This is a genomic window from Novosphingobium fluoreni (assembly GCF_014196615.1).
Classification (GTDB): domain Bacteria; phylum Pseudomonadota; class Alphaproteobacteria; order Sphingomonadales; family Sphingomonadaceae; genus Novosphingobium; species Novosphingobium fluoreni.
Genome location: NZ_JACIDY010000005.1, coordinates 67123 through 92669 on the forward strand (window position 1 = coordinate 67123; position 25547 = coordinate 92669).

Below are 25547 nucleotides of genomic sequence, written 5' to 3' on the forward strand. Positions count from 1 at the left end.
AGCCTAACGCCAATCGCGCCAGGACCTGGATAATAGCCCGGCGCAGTTAATTATCCCAACTAGCGAATAAGTTTGCGGAAAGTTCCCCCAAAGCTCGCTCGTCTCGAAGTCCATGTCCTCGGACAGCAGGCCGGACCGGGTACGGTGCGCCAGCATCGCTTCGAAAATATGGCGCGCTTCCTCGTCGCGCCCGTCCATGTGCAGCGCCTCGATCAGCCAGAACGTGCAGATGTTGAAGGCCGTCTCGGGTAGCCCGAAATCATCCTCGTTCGCATAGCGCAGCATATGCTCGCCCCGGCGCAAGTTGGTTTCCACCGCCTTCAGCGTCGCCTGAAAGCGTGGATCGTCGGCCGTGACGTAGTTCAGCTCAACCAGCTGCAGCAGGCTGGCGTCCAGCTCCTTGCCACCGAAGCTGGCGGCGTAGTGGCCGCCGTCCTCGTACCAGGCACCCGCATCGATGTTCTTGCGCACGGTATCGGCGCGCTCTTTCCAGACCTTGTGGCGATCACGCAGGCCCAGCACTTCAGCGGCATTGGCCAGGCGATCGCAAGCCGCCCAGCTCATGACCGAGGAATAGGTATGGACGGCGGTACGGGTGCGCAGCTCCCACAAGCCGGCGTCGGGCTGATCGTGCATCTTCCAGGCGAGTTCGCCCACCTTTTCCAAGCTGGTGAAATCGTCCTTGTTGGCCATGCGCAGCAGGCGGTGGTCTGAAAAAGCCTGGATGTTGGGGATGATGATCTGGCCGTAGACGTCGTTCTGGATCTGATAGTACGCCGCGTTGCCGATGCGAACCGGACCCATGCCGCGATAGCCGGGAAGGGCATCCGCTTCCCACTCGATGACCTCCTTCGCGCCGCTCACCGAGTACAACGGCTGGATCACGCCGGCGTGGGAATCGTCCACCAGATTGCGCAAGTACGAGAGGTACTTTTCCAGCACGTCCAGCGCACCCAGGCGATTGAGCGCCTGGACGGTGTAATACGAATCCCTGATCCAGCAGTAGCGATAGTCCCAGTTGCGTTGGGAGTTGGGTGCTTCGGGGATGGACGTGGTCAGTGCGGCCACGATCGCGCCGGTTTCCTCATGCTGGCACAGCTTCAGGGTGATGGCGGCGCGGATGACGGCCTCCTGCCAGTCGATCGGCGTGGCCAGGCCGCGTACCCACAATTGCCAGTAGCTTTCGGTGTGCCGCAGCATCGCGTCCAGCTCATGGCTGATGTTGCCGTCGAAGGGCTCGTCGGGGCCGAGGAAGAAGGCCAGCTCACGCTCGATGCGGAAGTAGCGCTCGTCCAGCACGTACCCCACCGCCGCGTTGGTGGTAAGGCGCAGCGCGTGGCGATCGTTGAGGTAGCGGATGTGGTTGGAGCCGTGGGTGATCGGCGCCATGCTCGCGCCATAGCCGTTCATCGGCGTCAGCGTTACCTGAATGCGCGGAGAGCCTGAAACCGGGCGAACGATCCGGGCGTAGGCGACCGGGCGGTACATGCGGCCTTGCCGTTCGAACCGGGGGCAGAAATCAAAGATGTCGACCGCGCCGCCGCTGGCATCCTCCAGCCGGGTGCGTAGGATCGGCGTGTTGCGCACGTATTCCTGGGTGACCTTCGTCTGGTTCTCCAGGGTGAAGCGCCAGGTGCCAAGGTCCTGCCCCGCGTCGCCGCGTAGCAACGCGCAGAAGGTCGGGTCGCCATCGACCCGCGGGATGCAGCCCCATACCAAGGCGCCACTCTGGTCGATCAGGCCGGACACCTGACAGTTTCCGATCGGCCATAGCTCCAGGGAGGAGGAGGGCGTTTCGGCCTGCGAAATCGGCATGTTCAAATTGCGTCCTCCAGCCAGCGATGCACCGCGCCAACATCCTCAAGCCGCCACGTAGCGCAAGTGTCTCGCGGTGGGCCGACTAGTATGCCGCTTCCACCGAAAGGCGCCAGCGCCGCGAATGCGTCTTCGTCGGTCACATCGTCACCCAAGAACAGCGGGCGGCTGCCAAGGAATGGGGCCTGCTGCATGAACCGGGTGACGGCATGGCCCTTGTCCGATCCCGGCATCGTCAGTTCCACCACCATCTTGCCGTGCTTCACGATCAGGCCATTGTCCGCAGCCAGCGCGGTGGCGAAAGCGTAGATCGTATCGCCAAGCGCGGGCCGATCGCGATAGTGGATCGCGGCGCTGAACGGCTTGGCTTCGAACACCAGTCCGCCCTGTTCTTGGGCAAAGTCCTGGAGCGCCTGGCAGATCGGCTGCGGCAAAGGGGCGGCCAGCGCCTGCGTTTCCTTCGTGCCGGCAGGTCGAAACTCACCGCCGTGCGAGCCGGCCATCGCCACATCCACGCCGTCAAGCAAGCGGTCCAGCGTCTTCAGGGCGCGCCCGCTGACGAGGGCAAGGCGGCCTTCCAGCTCCTCGTTCAGTGCCAGAAGCAGCTTTGGCAAACCGGTGGGCACGATCACATCCTCAGGATGGTCGGCGATCTCGACCAGCGTTCCATCGAAATCGAGAAACAGCGCGATGTCGTCGCTGCCCTGCCCCAGCGGCAAGGGGGCGCGCAGCGGTGCGAAGCCCGGCAAGGCTCCGGCTTCTTCGCGCTCCGGTGAGCGGGATGAGATCGCGATGGTCATGAAGCCTTCTTTTTTCCGTATCGAGCCCGATCGCGCGGCGGCGTCCGGTTTGCCCAAGCAGCAAAGCTCGTGGACATTTCGCTTCCGAACGGCTCGGGCGCGAGTGGGTTCCGCCGTGTGGTTGAATTGACGGCGCATAGCCGCCATGCTGCCCCTTGCGATGGGGGCATTCTATCTCACTTTCCTGGCGGTGCTGTTTTCCGGCATCGCCGCGCGCGATCAGATGACGATCGCCGGGCTTGTCCGCGTCCAGGGGCCGCGTTTCGGCGTGCTTGTCACCTCGCTGATGCTCGCAGCGATTTCTTCAGCCCTGGCTGCCTATGCCGCTTCGGTGGTGCTGGTGACGCTGCCGGTGCCGGCGCGTCCGATCCTGATGGCGATCGCGCTGGGGCTGGCGGGTTTGGAATCGCTGATCCTTTCGCCGCGCGAGACCTTTCGCGAGCCGACGCATTCGCTAGGCGCCCTGGCGCTGGTGCTGGTTGCGCACCAGATCACCGATGCCGCGCGCTTTACGTTGTTCGGATTGGCAGTGGGAATGAGTGCCCCGCTGGCGGCCGGGTTGGGTGGAGGGCTTGCGGCGCTGGTTCTCGTCGGATCGGCAAACGCTTTCCCCGCTGCGTTCAACACCTTGGCGATCCGCATCGCGCGCCGCGTCGTTGGTGGCTTGCTTCTGCTCGTCGCGGTGACCATGTTTCTCGCCTCAAGGGGCAATGTGTAATTGCGGGTGCGCCACGAAACGGTTCCCGGATTTGTCCGTTGTGCCGGTCATGATTTTCACAAAGCATGGAGCCTAAATCCGATGACCACCAACGCAGAGGCCGCGCTGATTGACAGCTTGAACGGCCTGCTCGCCGATACCTTCGCGCTCTACATCAAGACGAAGAACTTCCACTGGCACGTGCGCGGCCCGCACTTCCACGATCTGCACCTGCTGTTCGATAGCCAGGCGACCGAGATTTTCGGCATCACCGACGCCATCGCGGAGCGCGTGCGCAAGCGGAACGGCTATACCCTGACCAGCCCCGGCTCGATCGCCGAAAAGACCCAGATCAAGGATCAAGACAACACCAAGCTCGATCCGATGAAGATGGTGAAGGAACTGGCTGACGATAACGACACTTACATCGCGAAGCTGCGCGAAGTGAAGGCCGCCGCCAGCGAAGCCGGAGACAATGCGACAGACAGCTTGGTCGACGATTGGACCGACCAGGCCGAAACCCGCGCCTGGTTCCTGCGCGAAATCCTGGCCTGATGATCCGTGCTCTCGCCGCTCGCCTGAGCGAGCGGTGAGAGTGCCTCAGGGGCCTCTAATGCCGAAGGTTCGCATGGCACGCCAATCGCCACTTTAAAGACCGTGACATGCTTCGCCTGATACCGCCGACGTTGCACCGCAGGCTCTATCGCCTCGCGTATTGGGCCCGATCGCTGTGGTGGCGCACGTTGCGCCCCACGATTTCCGGTTGCCGGATCGTTGCGCTGGACGCGCAAGGGCGGGTCTTGATGATCCGCCAGTCCTACGGCGCAAGCCACTGGACCTTGCCCGGCGGCAGCATATCAAGAGGCGAGGACCCGGTCGACACGGCTTGCCGCGAACTGCGGGAGGAAACCGGGTGCCGCTTGGATGACGCTCGCAAAGTGGCGCAATTGCTGGAGCGGCCGATGGGCGCCTACAACGTGGTTCACGTCGTGGTCGGTGGGGTGCAGGGAGCGCCCCGGCCGGATGGGCGTGAGGTGGATGCGGTGCGCTGGTGCGATACCCAAGCGCTGCCTGACGATATCATGCCTGCCGTGCGTCAGGGACTGGCGGGCTGGATCGCGACTTACAACGCCTACAACAGCGTCAGCTGACCGTCCTTGGCCACGTTGCCCGGCTCTCGCGGCTTGGCATCCAGGGAGGACAACGTCAGCCCCATCAGGCGCACCGGTTGTGGCAGGGGCATCAGTTCTTCCAGCAAGGCATGGCCGAGCCGCGCGAATGTCGGCTTGTCAGGTACACGCGGGCTGACCGAGCGGGCGCGGGTAAGGGTGCGAAAGTCGGCATAGCGCAGCTTCAGCGTCACCGTTCGGCCTTGCGCGCCTGAACGCTCGATCCGTTCCCAGACGATGTCGACGATGTGGTCCATCGTCTCGCGCAGCATGTCGGGATCGACGATGTTTTCGTTAAAGGTGCGTTCTCCGCCCACCGACTTGCGGGTCCGGTTCGCGCGCACCTGGCGCAGATCGATGCCTCGGGCGGCACGGAAGAGGTATTCCGCAAAGCTGCCGAAATGCGCGCGCAGGAACGGCAGATCGCGCGCCGCCAGGTCCGCGCCGGTTTCGATCCCCAACGCCGCCATCTTCTCCGCCCCGCGTGGACCGACGCCGTGGAAGCGGCTGACCGGCAACCCGGCCACGAAAGTCGCGCCGTCGCCCGGGCGGATCACGCACAGGCCATCGGGCTTGTTCTGGTCGCTGGCGAGCTTGGCCAGGAACTTGTTGTACGATACGCCCGCGCTGGCGGTCAGCTGCGTATCTTCGCGAATGCGACGGCGGATGTCCTGCGCGATGCGGGTGGCAGAGCCGATGCCCCGGATGTCGTCGGTGACATCAAGATAGGCCTCGTCCAGCGAAAGCGGTTCTACGTGGGGCGTGTAGTCCAGGAAGATCGCCCGGATCTGATCGGACACCTGCTTGTACACTTCGAACCGGGGCTTGCGGAACAGCAGCTGCGGGCACAACCGCACCGCGCGAGACGATGGCATTGCCGAACGCACGCCGAACTTGCGCGCCTCGTAACTGGCTGCCGCCACTACGCCTCGGCCGGACGATCCACCCACCGCCAGCGGCTTGCCGCGCAGGCTGGGATCGTCTCGCTGCTCGACGCTGGCATAGAAGGCATCCATGTCAACGTGGATGATCTTGCGCAGGCCGACTTCGGTGTCGGAGTCGTCAGGATCGTAGGCGTCGGCCATCGCCTGATCCTAGCAAACGCATCCGGTTTTCGCGATGGGCCCCGGGTGATTTGCCCGTAATACCAAGATCATCGCTGGCAAGCCCACGGCGCATCCGCCATGGCCCCCACATGCGATTCCCCGCCGGTCCCAAAGCACCCCTCCGAGAAACCGAGTTCGTCTGCCTGATGGCGGCCATTCAGGCCTTGCAGGCCCTGGCGATCGACGTCATGCTCCCTGCGCTGGGAAACATCTCGCACGATCTGGGGGTAACGAACCCCAACCATCGGCAACTGGCGATCGGCGTTTTCCTGATCTGTAGTGGGCTGGGATCGCTGTTCCCAGGATCGATCGCAGACCGCTTTGGCCGTCGCCCCGTCGTGCTGACGTGTCTGACGATCTACGTCGCGCTGTCGTTGGGATGCTCGCTGGTTTCCGACTTTACGGCTCTTTTGGTCATGCGCGGCTTGATGGGGCTGTTCGTCTCGGGCCTGATGGTCATGCCCATGGCGATCATTCGCGATCGGTTCAGCGGCGATCGCATGGCGAAGGTCCAATCCTTGGTGACGATGACATTCATGGTCGTCCCGATGTTCGCCCCCACGGTGGGGCAGGGCGTGATGCTGGTGGCCGGCTGGCGCTGGATCTTCGCGGTGATGGCCATGCTGGCAAGCGCGTTGCTGCTGTGGGTCTGGCTGCGATTGCCCGAAACGCTTGATCCTGACAATCGGCAGCCGATCATGCCGCGAGTGATCGTCGGCAATATGGCGCAGGTCATTCGCTGCCGCGCATCGACCGGATATCTGCTGGGCGCTGCAGTGATGCAGGGCGTGCTGTTCGGCTGGCTCAATTCTTCACAGCAGCTTCTGGGTGAGCATTTCGGTGCGGGAGAGATGTTTCCGCTCATTTTCGGCGGAATCGCGCTGGTTATGGCGGGCATGAATTTCATCAACGCCAGCATTGTCGAGCGATTGGGCGCGCGCCGTGTTTCGCAGACGGCGGTGATCGTTTACATCCTGATCGCCGTGGCTCACCTGATCAGCCTGATGCGCGGTGAAGGGCTGTGGGTTTTCGTGCCATTCATTACCGCCAGCATGTGCCTGGTGACGTTTATCGGATCGAATTTCGCCTCGATCGCGCTCCAGCCGTTTTCACGCACCGCTGGGGCTGCCTCGTCGATCATGGCGTTTTCCCGGTTATTGATAGGCGCGCTGCTGGGTACCGTAATTGGGCAGGTCTATGATGGAACCGCCATCCCGCTGTTCATTGCCATGGCGATAGGCGGCAGCCTGACGCTGGCGCTGGTTCTGTACTCGGAAAAAGGCGTGCTGTTCCGCCGCCTCAACCCGCCGCCACTCAAGGTGAAAGCGGGTTGAGGGGCGTCGCGGTTAAACCCTGCGGCCGCGGAACAACTGGACCAGGCCGACGATCAGGGCGATCACCAGCAGCAGGTGGATGACGCCTGCCGTGACCTTAAAAACGACGACGCCCAGTAGCCAAAGTACCAACAGGATCGCGGCAATCGTATAAAGCATGATGTCCTCCTAGTTTCCCTATTTGAAGAAACGCGGGACGTGGTGTTTTGCTGCACCTTCATGACAATCGCATGCGGCCATGCCGTCAGCGATCATGCCCGGGCGAGCGCCGCCAGTTGCCTGCGTGAGGGGCCGGGAGCGATCGCCGGGGTGGGTGAGCGCCGCATCGCTGCCAGTGCCGCCGCCGCCACCAGGCGCAGCTTTTCGGCCTTGCTGGTACGCACGCGATGGTCCCAGGCATGGTCGCCGCGCGCCACCACCTTGCGCCCGATCGCGCCGTAGATGTTGGCGGCGGACAGGATCGCCCAGCGCTGGCGAAACTGCAACCGCGCCGCGCCGACACGGGCCGATGCCTCGTACCCGCTCGCCAGATGGCAGGCCCGCGCGACGATACGGACCAGCCCAGCGCGGTAGTGCGGCTTGGTGAGTTCGCCGGGGGGAATGTCCTCCTCCACCGTCCACTCGACCGGCAGGTAGCGCCGGTCCGCCGCATCGTCCTCGGCCACGTCGCGCACGATATTGTTCAGCTGGAAGGCTATCCCCAGGTCGCAGGCGCGATCCAAGGTATCCTCATCGCCTTCCGGCACACCCATGACGGCGGCCATCATCACGCCCACCGCACCTGCCACGTGGTAGCAATAGCGCAGCATGTCGGTTTCGGAACGCGGACGCCACTCCGCTGCATCAAGCGCGAAGCCGGCGATCACATCCTCTGCCATGGCGTGCGTGATCGGCACTTCGCGGGCAAGCTGCCCCAGCGCGTCGAACGCGGGCTCTCCGGTCTGCTCCCCGGCAAAGGCCATCTCGGTCAGCGTGCGGATCGTGGCGAGGCGCGATTCGGGATCAAGCCCGGGGCCCAGCGCACCGCCGTGATCCTGATCGTCGGCCAGATCGTCACAAGCGCGGCACCAGGCGTAGAGCATCCAAACGCGTTCGCGCGTCGTGCGATCGAACAGGCGGCTGGCGGCGCGGAAACTGGCCGAGCCCTTGCGGATCGATACGCGGGCCGCCTCGACCAGTTCTTCGCGCGACAGGCGCTGCGGCGTGGCCCGGTGGAAGGTCAAAGCGTGGTCGGGTCCATGGCGACGATGGTGCGGGGCGGCTCATGCGCGCGCATCCGATCGAGCAGCAGGCTGAGCTCCGCTTCTGCCAGGATGATACCCTGGTGGGCGGGACGCACGAAGCCGACCTCTGCCATGTGCCGGTTGAACGCCAGCAGCCCGTCATAGAAGCCGAGCGCGTTGAGAATGCCGACGGGCTTGGCATGATAGCCCAGCTGCGCCCAGCTGACCGCCTCCCACAACTCGTCCATGGTGCCGACCCCGCCGGGCAGGACCAGGAACCCGTCCGACAGGTCGGTGAAGGCGGCCTTGCGCTCGTGCATGGTCTTTACGACCGTCAGCTGGCAATCGTGATTGGCGACCTCGCCCCGCACCAAGGCTTCGGGAATCACGCCGATCACTTCGCCGCCCGCCTCCAGCGCGGAGGATGCGATCGCACCCATCAGGCCCAGCCTTCCGCCGCCATAGACGACGCCGATGCCCTGCTGCGCCAATGTGCTGCCGACTTCGCGCGCAAGCTCCATGTAGCGTGGATCGGCGGGCGTGGCAGAGCCGCAATAGACGGCAAGGCGTTTCATGACGGGCATTCCTGATAGCTCATGCGATGTTGCGAGGGAGAAAGAAGGAGTGGGCGCGCGCAGAAAAATGGCACTTGGGGAGCAGCTGCCAAGCTCACCGCAAGTCCTCCAGCATCAGCTTTGCCGTCGCCTTGGCGCTGCCGACGACGCCGGGGATGCCTGCGCCGGGATGGGTGCCCGCGCCGGCCAAGTAGACGTTCTTTAGCTTGTCGTCCCGGTTGTGGCCGCGGAACCAAGCGCTTTGCGTCAGGATCGGCTCCAGGCTGAACGCGCTGCCCAAGTGGGCGGACAAGTCGTTCGCAAAGTCGGTCGGGGCATAGTGGAACTGGGTGACGATCCGGTCGTGTATGTCCGGGATCAGGCGGCGGCCCACTTCGTCCAGGATGCGCTTGGCCAGGATCGGGCCGACTTCGTCCCAGTCGACCGGCAGCTTGCCCATGTGCGCCACCGGGACAAGCGCGTAGAACGTGCTCTTGCCGGCAGGCGCCATGCCCGGATCGGTGACGGTGGGGTGGTGCAGGTAGATCGAGAAATCCTGCGGCAGCACGCCATGTTCGTAGATGTCCGTCAGCAGGCCTTTATAGCGCGGACCGAACAGGATCATGTGATGTGGAATGCCGGGCCAGGTGCCCTCCAGCCCGAAGTGGACGACGAACAGGCTGGGCGAGAATTTCTTCTTCGCCAGCGATTTGGCCATCTCCGGCCCGCGCCGGTTGCCCGAAAGCAGATCGCGATAGGTGTGCACGATATCGCCGTTGGAGGCGACCGCGTCGAACCGTTCACGCCAGCCGCTGGCCGTCTCCACCTCGGTCGCCCGATCGCCGATGGTGTGGATCTGCACCACCTTGTCGGCCAGGCGCACGGTGCCGCCCAGCCGCTCGAACAAGCGGGCCATGCCCTGGGCCAGCTTGTTGGTGCCGCCCTTGGTCCACCAGACACCGCCGTCCTTCTCCAGCTTGTGGATCAGGGCATAGATCGCGCTGGTGGTCATCGGATTACCGCCGACGAGAAGCGTGTGGAACGACAGGGCCTGGCGCAGATACTCGCTCTTCACAAAGTGCGAGACCATCGAATAGACCGAGCGCCATGCCTGATAGCGGGCCAGCGCCGGGGCTGCCTTCACCATGCTGGCGATGTCCAGGAACGGCACATGCCCCAGCTTGACGTAGCCTTCCTGATAGACGCCTTCAGAGTAGGCCAGGAAATCCTCGTACCCGGCAATATCATCGGGTGCCACGCGCATGAATTCGCGGCGCATGGAGGCGTTGTCGTTCGAATAATCGAAGTTGGTGCCGTCCGGCCAGTTCAGCCGGTAGAACGGCATGACCGGCATCAGTTCGACATCGTCGGCCATGTTGTTGCCCGACAGCGCCCATAGCTCTTTCAAGCAATCGGGGTCGGTGACGACGGTGGGGCCCGCATCAAACGTGAAGCCTTCCTTTTCCCAGACGTAGCCGCGCCCGCCCACCTTGTCTCGCGCCTCGATCAGCGTGGTGGCGATACCGGCGGACTGGAGGCGGATCGCCAGAGCCAGGCCGCCAAACCCTGCTCCGATCACACACGCGCGCTTCATTTCAAATCTCCTAGCGGCGCCAACGGCCGCCCTTTGCCCCTGAGGCTGGCCACCGCCGCGCCGATCGGCACGGGCGGCCTGCCCGCCAGAATGCGCAGCATGTCCATCTGGTTCGACTGCCCTGCGTAAAAACGTTCGATCAGTCTTTCGGACAAGCCGTAGAATCGCTCCAGAACCTTGTAGCGCTGATCTGGCATGGCGGCTCCGAACAACATCCGCGTCAGCATCCGATAGAACCGTCCATGGCGCCAGTGCCGGCGCGCCCACGTGTGACAGGCCTTCTCTATCGCCTCTCCAGAGAGCGAGTCGAGCGTGCAAAGATGCAGCGCCAAGCGCAGCGCGATCGGCAGCGAGTAGCTGGTCAACGGGTGGATCAGCGCTGCCCGCGCGCCCACTTGGGCCACGCCGGGCGTGGCTGTCGCCTGCCAAAATGCGTCGAAATCACCCGCGGCGATTACCGGCAGGGCGCCTTTTTCCTCATATTCGATAGCCTCCACCCGCCAGTCCTGCGCGGCGGCGTAGGCGGCGATCCGTTCGCGCAGCGCGGGCAGGTCGATCTCGGGCCCGTCCGCATAATAGGTATCCTCGACGAAGATCGCGTCGGAGGCGAAGGGCAGGGCGTAGACGAAGCGGTAGCCGTCCGTCTGGCTGACCGATCCGTCCATGACGATGGGATGGGTCAGGCCGTGCGGTACCTTGAGCCGTAGCATCTGGCCCACGAACTTCTGCCAGCCCCCCGCCATGTGCGGCAAGCCCGCCGCTCCGCGCGCATCGATCACCGCGCCTGCGGTGATCGTGCGGCCATCGGCGAGGACAACGCGATCGGCCAGGGCCTGCGTCACCACAGCGCCCGTCAGCAGGCGCTCAGGCGGAAGGACGGATCGCATCACGGCATCCAGCCGCTCGCTGGTGATGCTGCGATAGGGGGTGCGAAGCGCGCGGCTGCGCTTGGGGAAGCGCACGAAATAGCCATCCCACCGTGCGGCCACCAGCGGCTCCAGCAGGTCCGCGCCGTCTTTCACGTCCGTCGCGAAATAAGACCAGACGTGATCGCCGCCACACCGATCGCCCGCTTCGATCACGGTTACGGACACGTCCGGACGGCGCGCGGCCAGTGCCAGGGCGATCAAACCTCCAGCCAGACCACCGCCCAGGATCGCAATATCTGTTGACGGGGCGCTCATGTTCGTCCCGTGTAGGGATGGGGACCGTTCACTGCAACTTGGCGCAGCGAAGGCTTTGGGGCATGTTTCAATTCGATGAACGATGAGCTGACCGTTTCCGACGCCTGCGAACAGGATGCCACCGCGATTGCCGGTATCTACGCGCACTATGTGACGAACAGCGCCGCCAGTTTCGAAACCGATCCGCCGACCACGCAGGATATCGCGCAGCGGATCGTGCGGGTGCTGGGCGAAGGCTATCCGTTCCTGGTGGTTCGTGACGGCGCAGGGGCGGTGCTCGGCTATGCCTATGCTGAGCGTTTCGGGGATCGGGAGGCCTATCGCTTCAGTTGCGAAACGCACATCTATGTCCACAAGGATGCGGTGGGGAGGGGGATCGGCAAGGCGCTGATCAATGCCCTGATCGCCGCTTGCGAGGCGCGGGGATTTCGCCAGGCCTTCGCCATGATCGCCGGGACGGAGCCGACGTCGGTGGTGCTGCATGCGCGCGCCGGATACCTGCCCTGCGGCACGCTGACCGGAGTCGGCTGGAAGCAGGGGCAGTGGGCGGACATCTTCATGATGCAGCGCAAGCTGGGTTCAGGAAACGAAACGTTGCCAGAATGACACGGTGATGTTGCAATCCGCCTTCGGACTGCGTGGCGCTGCAACGCAATATCGGATTCGGCGTTTCCCGGTCGATTACATGGGGATCTATACCGATGCGTAAACTTGCTCTTGCCGCCGGCCTTGGCGTCGCGCTGTCCGCCACGCCTGGCTTGGCGCAGGATATGATGGAAGGCTCCAAGCTGGATGGCGATTATCTGATCGTCGGCGTGGGCGGGGTCTACATGCCCAGCTATCGCGGCTCGGACGACTATACGATCACGCCTTTTCCGATCGTGAAGGGCGAACTGGGCGGCATCGGCATCAACCCGCGTGCCGGCGGTATCGCGCTGGACCTGATCCCCGATGCCGACGATGCCAAGATCGGCTTCTCTTTCGGACCCACGGTGACGTACTCGGCCAATCGTGCGCGCGGCATCAAGGATCGCGTGGTGCGCGCAGCCGGTAAGCTGAACGAAGCCGTGGAAGTGGGCGCGACCGCGGGGATCACCGGCTACAAGCTGCTCAATCCTTACGACTCGCTTACCCTTTCGGCCGATGTCCGCTGGGATGTGGCCAAGGCCTACAAGGGCATGATCTGGACACCCAACCTCACGTATACCACTCCGCTCAGCAAGGGATCGTTCGTGGCGCTGAACGTCGGCGCCCGTCATGTCGATGGCAAATACGCGCGTTATTACTACTCGGTCACTCCGGGGCAGAGCTTCGCCAGCGGTTTGCCCACCTACAACGCCCGCAAGGGCTGGGAGAGCATAACGGCGGGCCTGGCCGGCGCTTACGACCTGGACGGCAATTTGCTGAACGGTGGGTTCTCGGTGTTTGCCGGGGTGGCCTATACCAAGATGCTGAACGACGCGAAGGACACGCCTTACACCAGCTTGCGTGGTGACGATAACCAGTGGCTGGGCGGCGTTGGCGTAGCTTACACCTTCTAATCCTGTCTTTTTCGAACGGCAGGTTCAGGCGATCACCGCCTGAACCTGCTGGCGCAGGCGGGGTAGCACGTCAGCTTCGAACCAGGGGTTGTTCGCCATCCACAACCGACTGCGCCAAGCCGGGTGGGGCAGGGGAAACAGCCCGTCTGGCGCCTCCTGCCAGCGGCGCACCGCCTCGGTCATGTTCGGGGCGAACCTTTTTGGCAGATACAGCTTCTGCGCGTGCAACCCCACCAGCAGCGTCAGCCGCACCTTTGGCAATCGCGCCAACAGCGGCTTGTGCCACAGCGGTGCGCATTCCGGGCGGGGTGGCAGGTCTCCGCCCTGGCCCTTGCCCGGATAGCAGAAACCAGTGGGCATCTGGGCGATGCGGGCGGTGTCGTAGAAGGTCGCGTTGTCGATGCCCAGCCAGTCACGCAGGCGATCGCCGCTGGCGTCCTGCCAGCCGATACCGGTGGCATGAACGCGGCTGCCAGGTGCCTGCCCGATGATCAGTAGCCGCGCCGTTGGCGATGCGGCGACGAAGGGCCGGGGCTCGAACCCCAGGGCTTGTTCGCAAACCCGGCACGCCCGGATTTGCTGGAGGAGTTCATCGAGGCTTACGGTCACGCCGTCGAAATGTGATTGTCCGACGTGAGGCGCAACCCTTTATCGCATCATCCTTTTTCGAAAGCCCGTAGCCCTTAGCTGATGGCCATCAGCGAAGACGAATAGGGCAGCAGCAATTCCTTTGCGCGCTTCCAACTCCCGCGAAGCCACACGTCCTGGACCGTGCGATCTGCCGGGACGATTACCGGCATCGCATCCTTCCCGGCCGATCGCAGCGCCGCATTGGGTTCGCACGTAAGCAGCGCGAAGCTGGGTACCTCGCTGTCCTTCCACACCGCTGCGAGCGAAAATACCGGTTGATCGGTGCAGGCAAACCAGTGGCGCACACGTTTTCCCGCGCGGTCCACGCCCTTGCCCCATTCCATGAACGCCGTCGCGGGCACCAGGCAGCGAAACTCGCTATTGCGCAAGTTGCCGATCCAGAACGGGCTTTCGATGTTACGTACGGACAGCACCGGCCGCGCCTCCATCGCCGAAGGTGGCGGCGGGACACCCCACAGGCGCGGCACCATCCGTCTAGGCGCGTGTTGCAAGGGACGCGGCCCCGCCACGAACTCACGCCCGGCGGTGATCACCGGCGCAAAGTTGCCCGGCGCCACGTGTCCACCAGCCCAGGGATCCTCCCCCGCCTCTACATCCAGCATAGCGCCGATCTGCCGCGCGTTTGCGTCAAGACGATAGAGCATGGTCATGCCAAGCCGCCTAGACGGCGGCGCGGCAGGCGTCTATCAACGCACCACCACCGGGGAGCCAGCAAGCGGCTGAGAGGTGCGGGTATGCTCCGCACGACCCGTCGAACCTGAACCCGTTAGCACGGGCGGAGGGAGTTGGCCGGACTTAAGCTCCGTGATCCGCTCCCGCGCCCAAAGAGGAGCGCTGCGCATGGCGGACATCAATTCCAAGCTGGAGATCGGCGTCACGACCGGCCCGATTCGGGGATCGAAGAAAATCCACGTCGGTCCGTTGAACGTCGCCATGCGCGAAATACATCTGGAGCCGGGCAGCGGCGAAGAGCCTGTCCGCGTCTATGACACCAGCGGGCCCTACACCGATCCCAACGCCGTGATCGACATCGCCGCCGGCCTGGCCCCCTTGCGCCGCACTTGGCAACTGGCTCGCGGCGATGTCGAGGAATATGCCCCACGCGAAGTGAAGCCAGAAGACAATGGTCAGCTCGGCCCCGATCGCTCCGGCGGCGTGCCGCCTTTCCCCACCGCGCTGCGCCGTCCCTTGCGCGCCAAGGCAGGGCACAACCTCAGCCAGATGCACTACGCGCGCAAGGGCATCATCACTCCGGAGATGGAATACGTCGCCGAACGTGAGAACCTGGGCCGCGCCCGTCTGGCCGAATACAAGCGTGACGGCGAAAGCTTCGGCGCCTCGATCCCTGACTATGTGACGCCCGAATTCGTGCGCGATGAGGTTGCTCGGGGCCGTGCGATCATCCCCAGCAACGTGAACCACCCCGAAGCCGAGCCGATGGCGATCGGCCGCAACTTCCTGGTCAAGATCAACGCCAACATCGGCAACTCCGCCGTTGCCAGTGACGTGGCGAGCGAAGTCGACAAGATGGTCTGGTCGATCCGCTGGGGCGCCGACACCGTCATGGACCTCAGCACGGGCCGCAACATCCACGACACGCGCGAGTGGATCATCCGCAACAGCCCCGTGCCGATCGGCACCGTGCCGATCTACCAGGCGCTGGAAAAGGTCGGCGGCGTAGCGGAAGACCTCACTTGGGAGATCTTTGCCGACACCCTGATCGAGCAGGCTGAACAGGGCGTGGACTACTTCACCATCCACGCCGGCGTGCGCCTGCCTTATGTGCCGCTCGCCGCCAAGCGGATGACCGGCATCGTCAGCCGCGGCGGCTCGATCATGGCCAAGTGGTGCCTGGCGCATCACAAGGAGAGCTTCCTCTACGAGCGCTTCGACGAGATCACCGAGATCATGAAGGCCTATGACGTCGCCTATTCGCTGGGTGACGGCCTGCGCCCCGGCTCGATCTACGACGCCAACGACGAGGCCCAGTTCGCCGAGCTCTACACTCTGGGCGAGCTGACCAAGCGCGCTTGGGCGCAGGACGTGCAGGTGATGATCGAGGGACCCGGCCACGTGCCGATGCACAAGATCAAGGAGAACATGGAAAAGCAGCTGGAAGCGTGCGGCGAAGCGCCGTTCTACACGCTCGGGCCGCTCACTACCGACATCGCGCCCGGTTACGACCACATCACCAGCGGCATCGGCGCCGCCCAGATCGGCTGGTATGGCACCGCGATGCTCTGCTACGTCACGCCCAAGGAGCATCTGGGCCTGCCCGACCGTGACGACGTGAAGGTCGGCGTGGTCACCTACAAGCTGGCCGCGCACGCCGCCGATCTCGCCAAGGGCCACCCCGCCGCGCAGGTCCGCGACGATGCGCTCAGCAAGGCGCGCTTCGAGTTCCGCTGGCGTGACCAGTTCAACCTGTCGCTCGATCCGGATACGGCGGAAAAGTATCACGATCAGACATTGCCGGCAGAGGGCGCGAAGTCCGCGCACTTCTGCTCGATGTGTGGTCCCAAGTTCTGCTCGATGAAGATCAGCCAGGAAGTGCGAGACTTCGCCGCCAAGCAGAACCAACCGGTGCAGACCTTCATCGCCTCGGAAGAAGAAGCCGAAGCCGGGATGAAGGCGATGAGCCAGAAGTATGAAGAAGGTGGCCGCGAACTGTACGTCGGTGCGGGCGATCGCGAGCACGATTGAATCTCGCTTTGGGACAGGGGAGGACGTGGTACGGTCCTCTTCGTCCCTCACGCTTCGGCAAACCCGTAGCCCGCGTGAAACTCTTATCGCCTGATTAACGTTCAGTCTTTTGCATGGCGCGCCGATGCGACGCGCGACGACGAGGATATGAACATGGCGTTCTTCACGAAACGCTTCGTTGCAGCGACTGCCGCGGCGGGATTTGCGGTCGCGCTGGGTGGCTGCTCAAGCACGTACGGTTATGGCGGTCTGGGTTATAACTCGGGCTACTACAACGATTATGGCTACGGCTATGGGCCGAACCTCGCATATGGCGGCTCGCCGTATGGTGGCTGGTACAATGACTTCTACTACCCTGGATATGGCGTTTACGTCTTCGATCGGGGCGGTCGCCGTACCCATTGGAACGACGGCCAGCGCCGCTATTGGGAAGGCCGTCGCGGTGATCGCGATGGGCGCGGCTGGCAGGGTCAGTATCGCCAAGGCCAGAACTGGCGGGGCCAGAATTGGCGCGGTCAAAATGGTCAGGGTCAACAGTGGCGTGGCCGCGATTGGCGGGGTCGGAACTGGCAGGGGCAGGATCGTCAGGGTCAGAACCAGCAGGGTCAGGGCTGGCGGGGCCAAGGCTGGCAGGGCCAGCGTTGGCAGGGCCGTCCCGATGGTGCGCGGCCTGGTGGCGTCACCCCCGGTACGCCAGCGACACCGGGTAGTGCCTGGCGTGGGCAATGGCGCGAAAATCGCGGCGCGGCCGGAGTGGACCGGCCCGCAAGTCCCTCCTTCAACGGCTGGCGGGGCCGGGGCGGCGCCGAAGTAGGCGGCATCCCCCGCGCTGGCGGCTTTGAAGGCAGGGCGAACGGTGGCGGTCGATCCGGCTGGCGTGGCGGCCCCCGCCGTTGATTTCCGTCAGCCGCTAGAGGAGCGGCCTTGCGGGTTCAACTAATGTCAAAAGCTCGCGCGCAGGCCGACTGTGGCTGTGCGCGGGGCGCCGGGTTGCACCCAAACCGGCGAATAGCTGTTCGCATACCAGTGCGCATCAAAGAGGTTACTTACCGACCCAAACAATTCGAGATGTTCGATCAGTTCGACCTGGCCGAACACGCGAAAGAGTGTGTGGGGAGGCAATTTGAAATCAGTCCCGGTCTCGCCGCTGCGCGCTCCGACATGCTGGATGCCCGTTCCCATCATGGCGCGGCGACCGCCTAACGTGAAATGCTTGGCCGCCTGCACATTCAAATTGTGATTTGGAATGTTGATGAGGGGATCTCCGGGTTTGATCTGGAATGAGAAACTTGGGTCCAGCACGCGCGACCGAGCTTCGGCATCGGTGTAAGCATAGCTTAACAGCACATCGATGCCGCCGGGCAGCGTGCCGTTCACATCAAGTTCTACCCCTCGACTGCGGGCCTTGCCGATCGCAACGGAGAAGCCGGGGTTGAGCGTGTCCGTGGCCAGCACGTTGGACTTGGCGAGTTGAAACACTGCCAGTGTGCCGGTCAGGCGGCCTCCCATCGCCGACACCTTGAGGCCTGCTTCGATCGACTTGGTCGTTTCGGGATCAAAAACTTTGCCAGCCACATCCGCCCCAATGTTGGCACGAAAGCCTTCGCCGTACGCGGCGTAGAGCGATAATGGCCCGCTAAGCTGATAGACGATCCCGGCCTGTGGGCTGAAACGGCCGCGCTTGCGACGACCAGTTACCTTGGCCAGGCGATCCTCCACTTCAAGTAGGAAGTCGTCGTAGCGTCCGCCAATGCGAATCTGAAGTCGATCGGTCAGCGTGATCTGGTCCTGCAGGTAGACACCGATGGCACGCTGCACGTCGCGTCGGTTGGTGGTTGGTATGGTGGTCGGAGGCGTATAGCGCCCGTAAACCGGGTTTCGCAGATCAAGCACGTAGCCCGCCTGATCGGAGGTGGTGGGGGATACCGCTGGCCCGCGATAGCGAGTGAAGAACTGATCGGTATCAAACGTGTCGAAATCTGCACCGATCAGAACGCGATGCCGCATGGTGCCGGTTGCGAATTCTCCTGCGAGTTCCGCCCGAACGACACTGTGTTCCGAAGTGTAGCGCCGCGTCCGCCGTTGCCGGGACAGCGAATGGCCATCGACATATAACTTCTGGCGCGCCCGCGCCGTCTCGGCATCTGAGGAAGCGCCGGTCAGCAGCGTATCGCGATGGCTGGCACCGACGAGCAAACTCCAATGATCGTTGAATTCATGCTGTAAGCGCAATTGGTGGCCGGTCGCACGCGCGATGGTATCGCCATCGCTCGGTTCGCCCAGGAACCGGGTTCGGGGCACCGTTCGGAAATTATCATTCAGCACGACGATGCCCCGATCGAAGGGTACCTCCACGCGCGTCCATTCTAAATCGTAAGTTAGTCGGGTGGCAGCGCCCAAGGCCATCCCGATCGAGGGCAGGAAGCCCCAACGTCGCTGCTGGATAGTGTCACGGAACGTGTCTCCCGCTTCGGCATAGCCAATGATCCGGGCACTCAGCTTATTCGACAGCGCCAAATTCGCGTCGGCTTCCGCGCGAACAGTATCGAAGCTGCGGTACTGGATCGCGGCGGTGCCGAAGGTTCGGTCCAACTGCGATTGCTTGGTCACCAAATTGATTGAGCCGCCCGGCTCACCGCGGCCCAGGACTGCCGCCGCCGGGCCCTTCAACACCTCCACCCGCTCAATACCGGCAACATCGCGCTGGCCGCTGAACCCCCGACCGGCATTGAAGCCGTTCACCAGATAGCCGCTAGGGAGATTTTCATCGCCGGCAAAGCCCCTGACGGCGAAGCTGTCCCACAATCCGCCAAGGGTGTTTTGCCGCACCACGGAAGCATTCAGGTCAAGCGCATCGGTCAGCCGCAGGATCGCGTTTTGTTCAAGGACGGTTCCATCGATGGTGGCGATGGCCTGCGGTATCTCGCGCAGGGCGAAATCGCCACGATAGGGCTGCCGTACGCCGCTGACGACGATCTCATCCCGTTCCACCTCCGCTGTTTCCGCCGCCTCTGCTGGCATGGGCGAGCAGGCCAGCGCCAGGAGCAGGGGGGAAGCGGTCGGCATCGAGCGGGCGCGAAGCGAGGAGAACAAGGTCATTCCTTTGCAGGGGCGGGTAAGGTGAGTGAGAGAAGTGCCTATCGAGTAATGATATAACATCGTCAATGATATCTTGTTACATCGGTTGCGATGCGGCATGAGGGTGTCCTCGACCTGCCTGAAATCGCAACGCGAGGAGCCCATGCCGAATATCGATCCCATCCTGATCAGCGACTTGACGCTCGACTATGGCGGCGGTGACTTGGTGCTTGATGGCTTATCGCTGGCGGTGCCTGCTGGCAGCATAACCGCCCTCCTAGGCGGCAATGGCGCCGGCAAGTCGACGACACTGGCGGCGCTGCTGGGTTTCGCGCGCCCGCGCTCGGGTGCCATCACAGTCTGCGGTATTGATCCCGTCATGGACCCAGACCTGGCGCGACGACGCATGGCCTATCTACCTGAAAACGTGGCGCTCTACGAACATCTTACGGCAATGGAAAATGCCGAATATCTACTGGCGCTGTCAGGTGAACGCGTGCCCGTCGCCGGCATCGAGGACGCGCTGGCGGCGGCGGCCTTGCAGAAGCGCGCCTGGCATCAGCGGCTCGGTGGATTTTCCAAGGGTATGCGCCAAAAAGTGGCGATCGCCGTGGCGTTGTTGCGCGAGGTGCCGGTGCTGCTGCTGGATGAGCCGACGTCCGGCCTCGACCCGCGCGCAACCGCCGATTTCAATCAGTTGCTCATCGAGGTGCGCGCGCGAGGCGCCGCCGTGCTGATGGTCACTCACGATCTGCTCTCGGCTGCCGATATCGCCGACCGGATCGCCTTCCTGGAAGCGGGGCGCGTCGCTTACGAGGTGGCAGCCTCGGGCGCGGAGCGGTTTGACGTGCGCGGTCTTCATGCACGTTTCCAGCTCACCGCCGAGCGACTGGCGGCATGAGCGTCGTCACGCTGGTGGCCCGCGACGAATTGCGGATGATGGTCCGGAACCGCGTCGCTATGATTGGACTGGCGTTGCTGATGCTGTTGACGCTGACCGCGGTGCTGAGCGCCTGGATGTATCAACGCGGCGTCAGCGAACTGCGTGCCCGTCATGCCCATGCAGCCGAGTCCACTTTTGACGCACAGCCGGATCGCCACCCACATCGGATGGTCCACTACGGAAGCTTTATCTTCCGCCCGCTCGGACCGCTTGCCGCCTTCGATCCCGGTGTCGACGCGTTCACCGGGAGCAGCATGTTTCTGGAGGGACATCGCCAGAACACCGCGAATTTCGGCGATGTCCGTCAAAGTTCGCCGCTGATCCGCTTTGGCCAGCTGACCCCGGCATTTATACTGCAAGCGGTCGCACCGCTGCTGTTGGTCTTTCTTGGCTACGGCAGTCTTGCGCGTGAAACCGAACGAGGCACTTTGCGCATGCTCATATTGCAAGGTGTCGCGCGGGGAAAGATCGTGACGGGCAAGCTGCTGGCGCTAGGTCTGGTGGCGCTGATCGCAGGAATGCCGGCAATGATCGGTCTTGCCGCCATCGCCGTGCGGCAGGATACCCCCGCTCTGCCAGTGCTGACGATTGCCGCCGGGTATGCCGCCTATCTAGCGTTATGGGCGGTGCTGATCGTTCTGATTTCGGCTTGGGTTCGCCGCAGCCGCGATGCGCTGCTGGTGCTGGTAGCGATCTGGGCCGTATCCACCATTCTCCTGCCCCGTGCCGCCGCAGGCCTTGCCGATGCCGAGATTCCCCTGGCGAACCGATTGCAAACCGATGTCGCAATTGGTCGCGATCTTCGCGCGATAGGAGACAGCCACAATCCTGACGATCCCCACTTCGCTGCATTCAAGCGGTCAGTGCTGGATCGCTATGGGGTTTCACGTATCGAGGACCTGCCGATCAATTATAAAGGCGTCGTCGCACTCGAAGGTGAGCGACTGACGTCGTCGTTATTCGATCACTACGCAGCCAAGAGCTTCGCGGCGCAGGCACGGCAAAATGCCATGGTCGATCTGGCCGGTCTACTGAGCCCCGCGATTGCCCTTCGCGCCATGTCCATGGCTGCCGCCGGGACGGATCTGGATGGGCATCGTCGGTTTCTCGAGCAAGCAGAGGCATATCGCTACGCCCTGGTGCAGCGCCTTAATTCAATGCAGGCGCAGGATGTCAGCTATTTGGATGACATGGCGACCGATCCGGGCGCGGATCGACGAAAGCGTGTGTCGGCTGCGAACTGGCAAGAGATACCCGATTTTCGCTTTGCCGCTCCGGATGGGGCCACGCTGACGGCTGCGGCGCTGCCGAGCCTTATCATGGTGTTGGCTTGGCTGGCCGTGGCGCTCGCCATGTTGGCTTTGGTGACCCGCAAGCTCGGACTGCGCCGATGAACTTGTGGGCTCACGAATTCCGTCTCCTGATGCGACAGCGCCTGCCTATGGCCGCATTGGCCTTGCTGACGATTCTCACTGTCGCGTCGCTTGCTTTGGGCATTGCCGAAGTCAGTCGGCAGCGCGATGCGATCTCGGCCATCCCCGCAGCCCAGAGCCAGGACATCGCCGCTGTGGCCGATTATATCGACAGCACGAAGGATGCCGGTAGCGCGGCATACTACAGTTACCATCCGACCTGGGATTCACCCTCGCCGCTGGCGTTTGCGGCGCTAGGGATGCGTGATGTTTCGCCGTACATCCTGCGCGTCAGGGCCCTGGGACTGGAAGCGCAAATCTATGACGGTGATACGTTCAATCCGGAATTGGCTTTGACGGGTCACCTGGACTTTGCGTTTGTGCTGGTGTTCCTCGCGCCTCTGTTCGTGATCGCGCTTTTTCACGATATCGTGTCGGGCGAGCGGGAGGCTGGACGCCAGCGCATGTTGGAGGCTCTTCCGCACGGGGGCACGGCCTTATGGCAAAGGCGTGGCGCATTGCGTCTCATCCTGTTGTGGGCGGGTCTTGCTCTTCCTTTTGTCGTTGCTGCAGGGCTGGAAGGCGTTTCGGTCGGGCCGATCCTGGCGATAGGCGCTCTAATTGCCGCTTATCTTCTGTTTTGGGTCGGTCTGGCGGCTCTGGTCAGCCGGTTCAGGCGGAGTTCGGTCGCTAATGCGGCAATTCTGGCCGCTGCTTGGTTGCTACTCGTTCTGGTTCTGCCAACTCTGGCAAATGTTGCGATTAACGCGACGGTGCCTGTTCATCAAGGGGCGGAGATCGCGCTGGCGCACCGCGAAGAGGTGAACCGCGCGTGGGATATTCCGCGCGAGGACACGATGCGGCGCTTCTACGCCCATCATCCTGAATGGAGCGGATCAGCGCCTCTGGGGCCTGACTTCCACTACAAGTGGTACCTCGCCTTTCATCAGAACGGCGATGAAAGCGTCGCTCCGCAGGTGCATGCTTATCGGGCTGGCCTGGAATCTCGCGAGGCGGCAGCGCGCACGGTGGGAATATTGCTTCCATCCGTGGGGGCTCAGATGCTGCTAACCCAAATGGCAAATACCGACCTTTCGGCCCAGTTGCGCTATCAGGACCGCATCCGTGCCTTCCACAAGCGTTTGCGCACGTTCTATTATGGGTATCTGTTCAATGACTTGCCCTTCGGCAGAAAGGACTTCGACCGGGTGCCCGAATTTGATAGCCGCACATAAACAAAATACATTTCTGCCCTGGCCCAGACGCAAATAACGCAGCTGTATGATCAGCGCTGGACTAAGCAGTTCGAGCCACTGCATTTGGCCCTTTGCACTCAGCGGCATTCACGACGTTGCCAGAGCGAGACGTGTCACATCGCTTTATTGATCGTGTAACTGAGTCATTGGTTTTGACATATATTTCAGCATAGTCCGCATCGTGTAAGGATGCAGACTATGCTTCGCCAATGTTAGTTTGCCGAACCAAGATATCAGACCGTCGGCATGTTCCCACGGGCCATCAACTCGGCAAGCTCGACGGACGTGGACAAGTGCGATGCACATCCGCCGTCGACCTGGATGGTCTGTCCGGTGACGTAACTGGCCCGATCCGAGGCGAGGAAGGCGACAACTTCCCCGATCTCAGATGGCTTGCCGAACTCGCCAAGTACCGTGTGGCGGCGATAAATTTCTCGTAATTCATGCGGCAGTCCGCGCTGCAAGGAGGATGTGAGGATCGGGCCCGGTGCGACGGCGTTACACCGGATTTTCTGGGGTCCATATTGGGTTGCGATATACTTGGTGAGGACTTCCACCGCGCCTTTTGAACTGGCGTAGGCCGTCGTGTAGAAACTGCCGCCGGTCGCGGTGCCGGAACTGATGTTGATGATCGAGCCGCCCCGGCCGCTCTTTATCATTTCCGGAATGCCGTGCTTGCACATCAGCATGATACCCCGCGCATTGATAGCGAAGGTCTGGTCCCACAGTTCGGCTTCCATGTCGGTGACTAGCAAGTCAGCGCCGACAGATGTCCGCGCCGCATTGTTGTCGATAACGTCGAGCCTACCAAACTTTTCGACGGTGAAGGCGATAAGGTTCTTGATGGCGTCTTCGCTGGAAACATCGGTCACGCAAGCGGCCACATTGTAACCCTTGTCGGCCAACGCTTGTGTTGTTTCGAGCAATATATCCTCGGCGACATCGGCCAGTACAACGCTGGCTCCTTCACGAGCCATGATCTCCGCAGTTTCTGACCCAATGTTACCAGGATTGGCGGCGCCAGTTACAATTGCGACCTTGCCGCTCAATTCTCCGCCGTGGGTACTCATAAACCTCTCCTATAATGGATAAATTCCGGTGATAGCCAGCCTGATGATGAGGCGTACAGTCTCTTCGTCGTACCTGACTTCCAATCTTATATCTCGTCGCCGGCTATGGTCGGGGTTACGAACCTGTCAATTTCAAAGGATGTGAATGGCGGCGGGTCTGCGCCTAATCATGCCTCGGACCATCCGACGGGGGTTATGCGGGATCAAACTGCAGACTAGGTAGGTTGGGCATAAACCCGTTATTGAAATCATGTACAAACTTGGGCGGAACATGGCTAGGAATGCTTTTCCTTGCAAGATCCTGTCCTTCCACTCGCCGCTCTTCAACTGCCTTTTTATTTATTTCAGTTCTTATAAACTTTTTTAAATAACTACAAGAATTGTGCGAAAAGGTCTTTGTGGTATAACTTTAAAATATACAAGACCTTCTCGAAGACAAATGCTAATCAGATTTTATCAATGCTGACTGCCGGGTATCCACATGTGTGATAGGTTTGAGTGAAGTAAGCGCGCAGCTGACGTATGGTGCACAGCATAATCGTTGATGGAGAGATGCCTATGGACATGGAATTGAGCGGCAAACGGGTGCTGGTCACCGGCAGCAGTTCAGGTATTGGCGCCGCTATTGCCGAGGCCTTTTGCCAGGAAGGAGCCAAGGTCGTCGTTCACGGTCGCGACGAAGCGAAAACGCAGGCGGTGGTGCAGCGTCTGACGGATGCGGGTGGCGACGCGCGTTTCGTGATAGGGGAACTCAGCAGCGAAGACGTCTGCGCTGCCGTGGCCAAGCAGGCGGCGGAGTGCTTTGGTGGCCTGGATATTCTGGTGAACAACGCCGGCGGTATGGCCGCCGCAAACCGGCCGGACTCGACCGCGGAGAGCTTCAATCGACCGTGGCTGGAAACACCGTGGGATGATTGGCGCTGGACGTACGAGCAGAATGTTGGATCATCGGTCCGTCTGATCCAGGCGTTCGCGCCAGGCATGATCACGCAGGGCTGGGGGCGCATCATCAATATCTCCAGCGCCTCTGCCACGCAGACCGAGCCCGATCTGGCCGATTATCAGCCGGCCAAGGCTGCCATCACCAACATGACGACGGGTCTTGCCAAATCGCTTGGTGGCACCGGGGTGACGGTCAACACGGTCACGCCCGGGACAATTGCCACCGAAGGCGTTCGTAACGGGTTCGTCCTTTGGGCCAAGCAGCTGGGTTGGGAGACCGACGATTGGGCCGAGATCGAGCGCCGCTTCACAAGCGAAGTTATCCCTCAGCCGACCAAGCACTTTGGCCGCCCCGTGGATATCGCTCGCATGGTGGTGTTTCTTTCCAGCCCGCAGGCCAGCTACATGACAGGCGGTAACTACCGCGTCGACGGGGGGCAGTGCCGCTCTGTCAACTGATGAGATGCACTGGGCC

General features: G+C 62.5%; 24 protein-coding genes. 12 read left to right on the plus strand and 12 right to left on the minus strand.

The window, feature by feature from the left end:
* Nucleotides 1-3: 3 nt before the first annotated feature.
* A complete protein-coding gene (locus GGR39_RS10985; protein WP_183617183.1) occupies nucleotides 4-1815 on the minus strand; it encodes a glycoside hydrolase family 15 protein in 1812 nt (603 codons plus the stop codon).
* A 2-nt stretch (nucleotides 1816-1817) separates the two neighbouring features.
* Entirely contained in the window at nucleotides 1818-2615 is a 798-nt protein-coding gene (gene otsB, locus GGR39_RS10990) for a trehalose-phosphatase (RefSeq protein ID WP_183617184.1), read from the minus strand.
* Nucleotides 2616-2760: 145 nt separating this feature from the next.
* Between otsB and GGR39_RS10995 the strand changes: the two genes are divergently transcribed.
* The 3 genes from GGR39_RS10995 to GGR39_RS11005 all read left to right on the plus strand — a co-directional run bounded on the left by GGR39_RS10995 (nucleotide 2761) and on the right by GGR39_RS11005 (nucleotide 4463).
* The gene (locus tag GGR39_RS10995) at nucleotides 2761-3333 is read left to right on the plus strand and encodes a hypothetical protein (RefSeq protein WP_246388639.1); all 573 of its coding nucleotides are present in this window, start codon (nucleotides 2761-2763) and stop codon (nucleotides 3331-3333) included.
* An 81-nt stretch (nucleotides 3334-3414) separates the two neighbouring features.
* Nucleotides 3415-3867 carry a Dps family protein gene (locus GGR39_RS11000; protein ID WP_183617185.1) on the plus strand — a complete coding sequence of 151 codons (453 nt, stop codon included), beginning with the start codon at nucleotides 3415-3417 and terminating at the stop codon, nucleotides 3865-3867.
* 107 nt (nucleotides 3868-3974) lie between these two features.
* Nucleotides 3975-4463 (plus strand): NUDIX hydrolase, encoded by a 489-nt coding sequence (locus tag GGR39_RS11005; protein WP_183617186.1) that lies wholly within the window; start codon nucleotides 3975-3977, stop codon nucleotides 4461-4463.
* Here the strand turns inward: GGR39_RS11005 and dinB are convergent.
* Nucleotides 4445-5566 carry a DNA polymerase IV gene (gene dinB / locus GGR39_RS11010; protein WP_183617187.1) on the minus strand — a complete coding sequence of 374 codons (1122 nt, stop codon included), beginning with the start codon at nucleotides 5564-5566 and terminating at the stop codon, nucleotides 4445-4447. The genes GGR39_RS11005 and dinB overlap by 19 nt on opposite strands.
* A gap of 110 nt (nucleotides 5567-5676) precedes the next feature.
* Between dinB and GGR39_RS11015 the strand changes: the two genes are divergently transcribed.
* The gene (locus GGR39_RS11015; RefSeq protein WP_183617188.1) at nucleotides 5677-6921 is read left to right on the plus strand and encodes a multidrug effflux MFS transporter; all 1245 of its coding nucleotides are present in this window, start codon (nucleotides 5677-5679) and stop codon (nucleotides 6919-6921) included.
* A gap of 12 nt (nucleotides 6922-6933) precedes the next feature.
* Here the strand turns inward: GGR39_RS11015 and GGR39_RS11020 are convergent, their stop codons facing one another.
* The 5 genes from GGR39_RS11020 to crtY form a co-directional block, all read right to left on the minus strand.
* Nucleotides 6934-7080, minus strand: coding sequence for a lmo0937 family membrane protein (locus tag GGR39_RS11020; protein WP_153000944.1), 147 nt, complete (start codon nucleotides 7078-7080; stop codon nucleotides 6934-6936).
* A 92-nt stretch (nucleotides 7081-7172) separates the two neighbouring features.
* A complete protein-coding gene (locus tag GGR39_RS11025; protein ID WP_246388641.1) occupies nucleotides 7173-8144 on the minus strand; it encodes a phytoene/squalene synthase family protein in 972 nt (323 codons plus the stop codon).
* Complete coding sequence (locus GGR39_RS11030) at nucleotides 8141-8719, minus strand: LOG family protein (protein WP_183617189.1); 579 nt, start codon at nucleotides 8717-8719, stop codon at nucleotides 8141-8143. Before GGR39_RS11030 ends, GGR39_RS11025 begins: the two co-directional genes overlap by 4 nt.
* Nucleotides 8720-8813: 94 nt before the next feature.
* The gene (locus tag GGR39_RS11035) at nucleotides 8814-10292 is read right to left on the minus strand and encodes a phytoene desaturase (RefSeq protein WP_058737111.1); all 1479 of its coding nucleotides are present in this window, start codon (nucleotides 10290-10292) and stop codon (nucleotides 8814-8816) included.
* Nucleotides 10289-11476 (minus strand): lycopene beta-cyclase CrtY, encoded by a 1188-nt coding sequence (gene crtY, locus GGR39_RS11040; protein ID WP_183617190.1) that lies wholly within the window; start codon nucleotides 11474-11476, stop codon nucleotides 10289-10291. Before crtY ends, GGR39_RS11035 begins: the two co-directional genes overlap by 4 nt.
* Before the next feature lie 75 nt (nucleotides 11477-11551).
* Here crtY and GGR39_RS11045 point away from each other — a divergent pair, with 75 nt between their 5' ends.
* Both GGR39_RS11045 and GGR39_RS11050 read left to right on the plus strand, forming a co-directional pair.
* Nucleotides 11552-12082: a GNAT family N-acetyltransferase gene (locus GGR39_RS11045; RefSeq protein ID WP_183617191.1), complete on the plus strand. Its 531-nt coding sequence runs from the start codon at nucleotides 11552-11554 to the stop codon at nucleotides 12080-12082.
* Nucleotides 12083-12177: 95 nt separating this feature from the next.
* A complete protein-coding gene (locus tag GGR39_RS11050; protein WP_183617192.1) occupies nucleotides 12178-13017 on the plus strand; it encodes a MipA/OmpV family protein in 840 nt (279 codons plus the stop codon).
* A 24-nt stretch (nucleotides 13018-13041) separates the two neighbouring features.
* Here GGR39_RS11050 and GGR39_RS11055 read toward each other — a convergent pair whose 3' ends face one another.
* Together GGR39_RS11055 and GGR39_RS11060 are read right to left on the minus strand one after the other, a co-directional pair.
* Nucleotides 13042-13626 carry a uracil-DNA glycosylase family protein gene (locus tag GGR39_RS11055; protein ID WP_183617193.1) on the minus strand — a complete coding sequence of 195 codons (585 nt, stop codon included), beginning with the start codon at nucleotides 13624-13626 and terminating at the stop codon, nucleotides 13042-13044.
* Between the two features lie 74 nt (nucleotides 13627-13700).
* Nucleotides 13701-14318 (minus strand): SOS response-associated peptidase family protein, encoded by a 618-nt coding sequence (locus GGR39_RS11060; RefSeq protein WP_246388642.1) that lies wholly within the window; start codon nucleotides 14316-14318, stop codon nucleotides 13701-13703.
* A 190-nt stretch (nucleotides 14319-14508) separates the two neighbouring features.
* Between GGR39_RS11060 and thiC the strand changes: the two genes are divergently transcribed.
* On the plus strand, nucleotides 14509-16371 hold the full coding sequence (gene thiC, locus GGR39_RS11065; protein ID WP_183617194.1) for a phosphomethylpyrimidine synthase ThiC: 1863 nt from the start codon (nucleotides 14509-14511) through the stop codon (nucleotides 16369-16371).
* Between the two features lie 153 nt (nucleotides 16372-16524).
* On the plus strand, nucleotides 16525-17268 hold the full coding sequence (locus GGR39_RS11070; RefSeq protein ID WP_183617195.1) for a peptidase: 744 nt from the start codon (nucleotides 16525-16527) through the stop codon (nucleotides 17266-17268).
* A 45-nt stretch (nucleotides 17269-17313) separates the two neighbouring features.
* Here GGR39_RS11070 and GGR39_RS11075 read toward each other — a convergent pair whose 3' ends face one another.
* Nucleotides 17314-19470: a TonB-dependent siderophore receptor gene (locus GGR39_RS11075; protein WP_183617368.1), complete on the minus strand. Its 2157-nt coding sequence runs from the start codon at nucleotides 19468-19470 to the stop codon at nucleotides 17314-17316.
* A 142-nt stretch (nucleotides 19471-19612) separates the two neighbouring features.
* Between GGR39_RS11075 and GGR39_RS11080 the strand changes: the two genes are divergently transcribed.
* From GGR39_RS11080 to GGR39_RS11090, 3 genes are read left to right on the plus strand one after another with little or no spacing between them, the layout of a single operon-like run.
* Nucleotides 19613-20350, plus strand: coding sequence for an ABC transporter ATP-binding protein (locus GGR39_RS11080; protein ID WP_183617196.1), 738 nt, complete (start codon nucleotides 19613-19615; stop codon nucleotides 20348-20350).
* Nucleotides 20347-21786: an ABC transporter permease gene (locus GGR39_RS11085; RefSeq protein WP_183617197.1), complete on the plus strand. Its 1440-nt coding sequence runs from the start codon at nucleotides 20347-20349 to the stop codon at nucleotides 21784-21786. The genes GGR39_RS11080 and GGR39_RS11085 overlap by 4 nt, the downstream gene beginning before the upstream one ends.
* Nucleotides 21783-23039 (plus strand): DUF3526 domain-containing protein, encoded by a 1257-nt coding sequence (locus tag GGR39_RS11090; protein WP_183617198.1) that lies wholly within the window; start codon nucleotides 21783-21785, stop codon nucleotides 23037-23039. The genes GGR39_RS11085 and GGR39_RS11090 overlap by 4 nt, the downstream gene beginning before the upstream one ends.
* 254 nt (nucleotides 23040-23293) lie before the next feature.
* Here GGR39_RS11090 and GGR39_RS11095 read toward each other — a convergent pair whose 3' ends face one another.
* Nucleotides 23294-24130 carry an SDR family NAD(P)-dependent oxidoreductase gene (locus tag GGR39_RS11095; protein ID WP_082668034.1) on the minus strand — a complete coding sequence of 279 codons (837 nt, stop codon included), beginning with the start codon at nucleotides 24128-24130 and terminating at the stop codon, nucleotides 23294-23296.
* A gap of 558 nt (nucleotides 24131-24688) precedes the next feature.
* On the opposite strand from GGR39_RS11095, the gene GGR39_RS11100 reads away from it, so the two are divergent.
* A complete protein-coding gene (locus GGR39_RS11100) occupies nucleotides 24689-25531 on the plus strand; it encodes an SDR family NAD(P)-dependent oxidoreductase (RefSeq protein ID WP_058737232.1) in 843 nt (280 codons plus the stop codon).
* Nucleotides 25532-25547 lie beyond the last annotated feature (16 nt).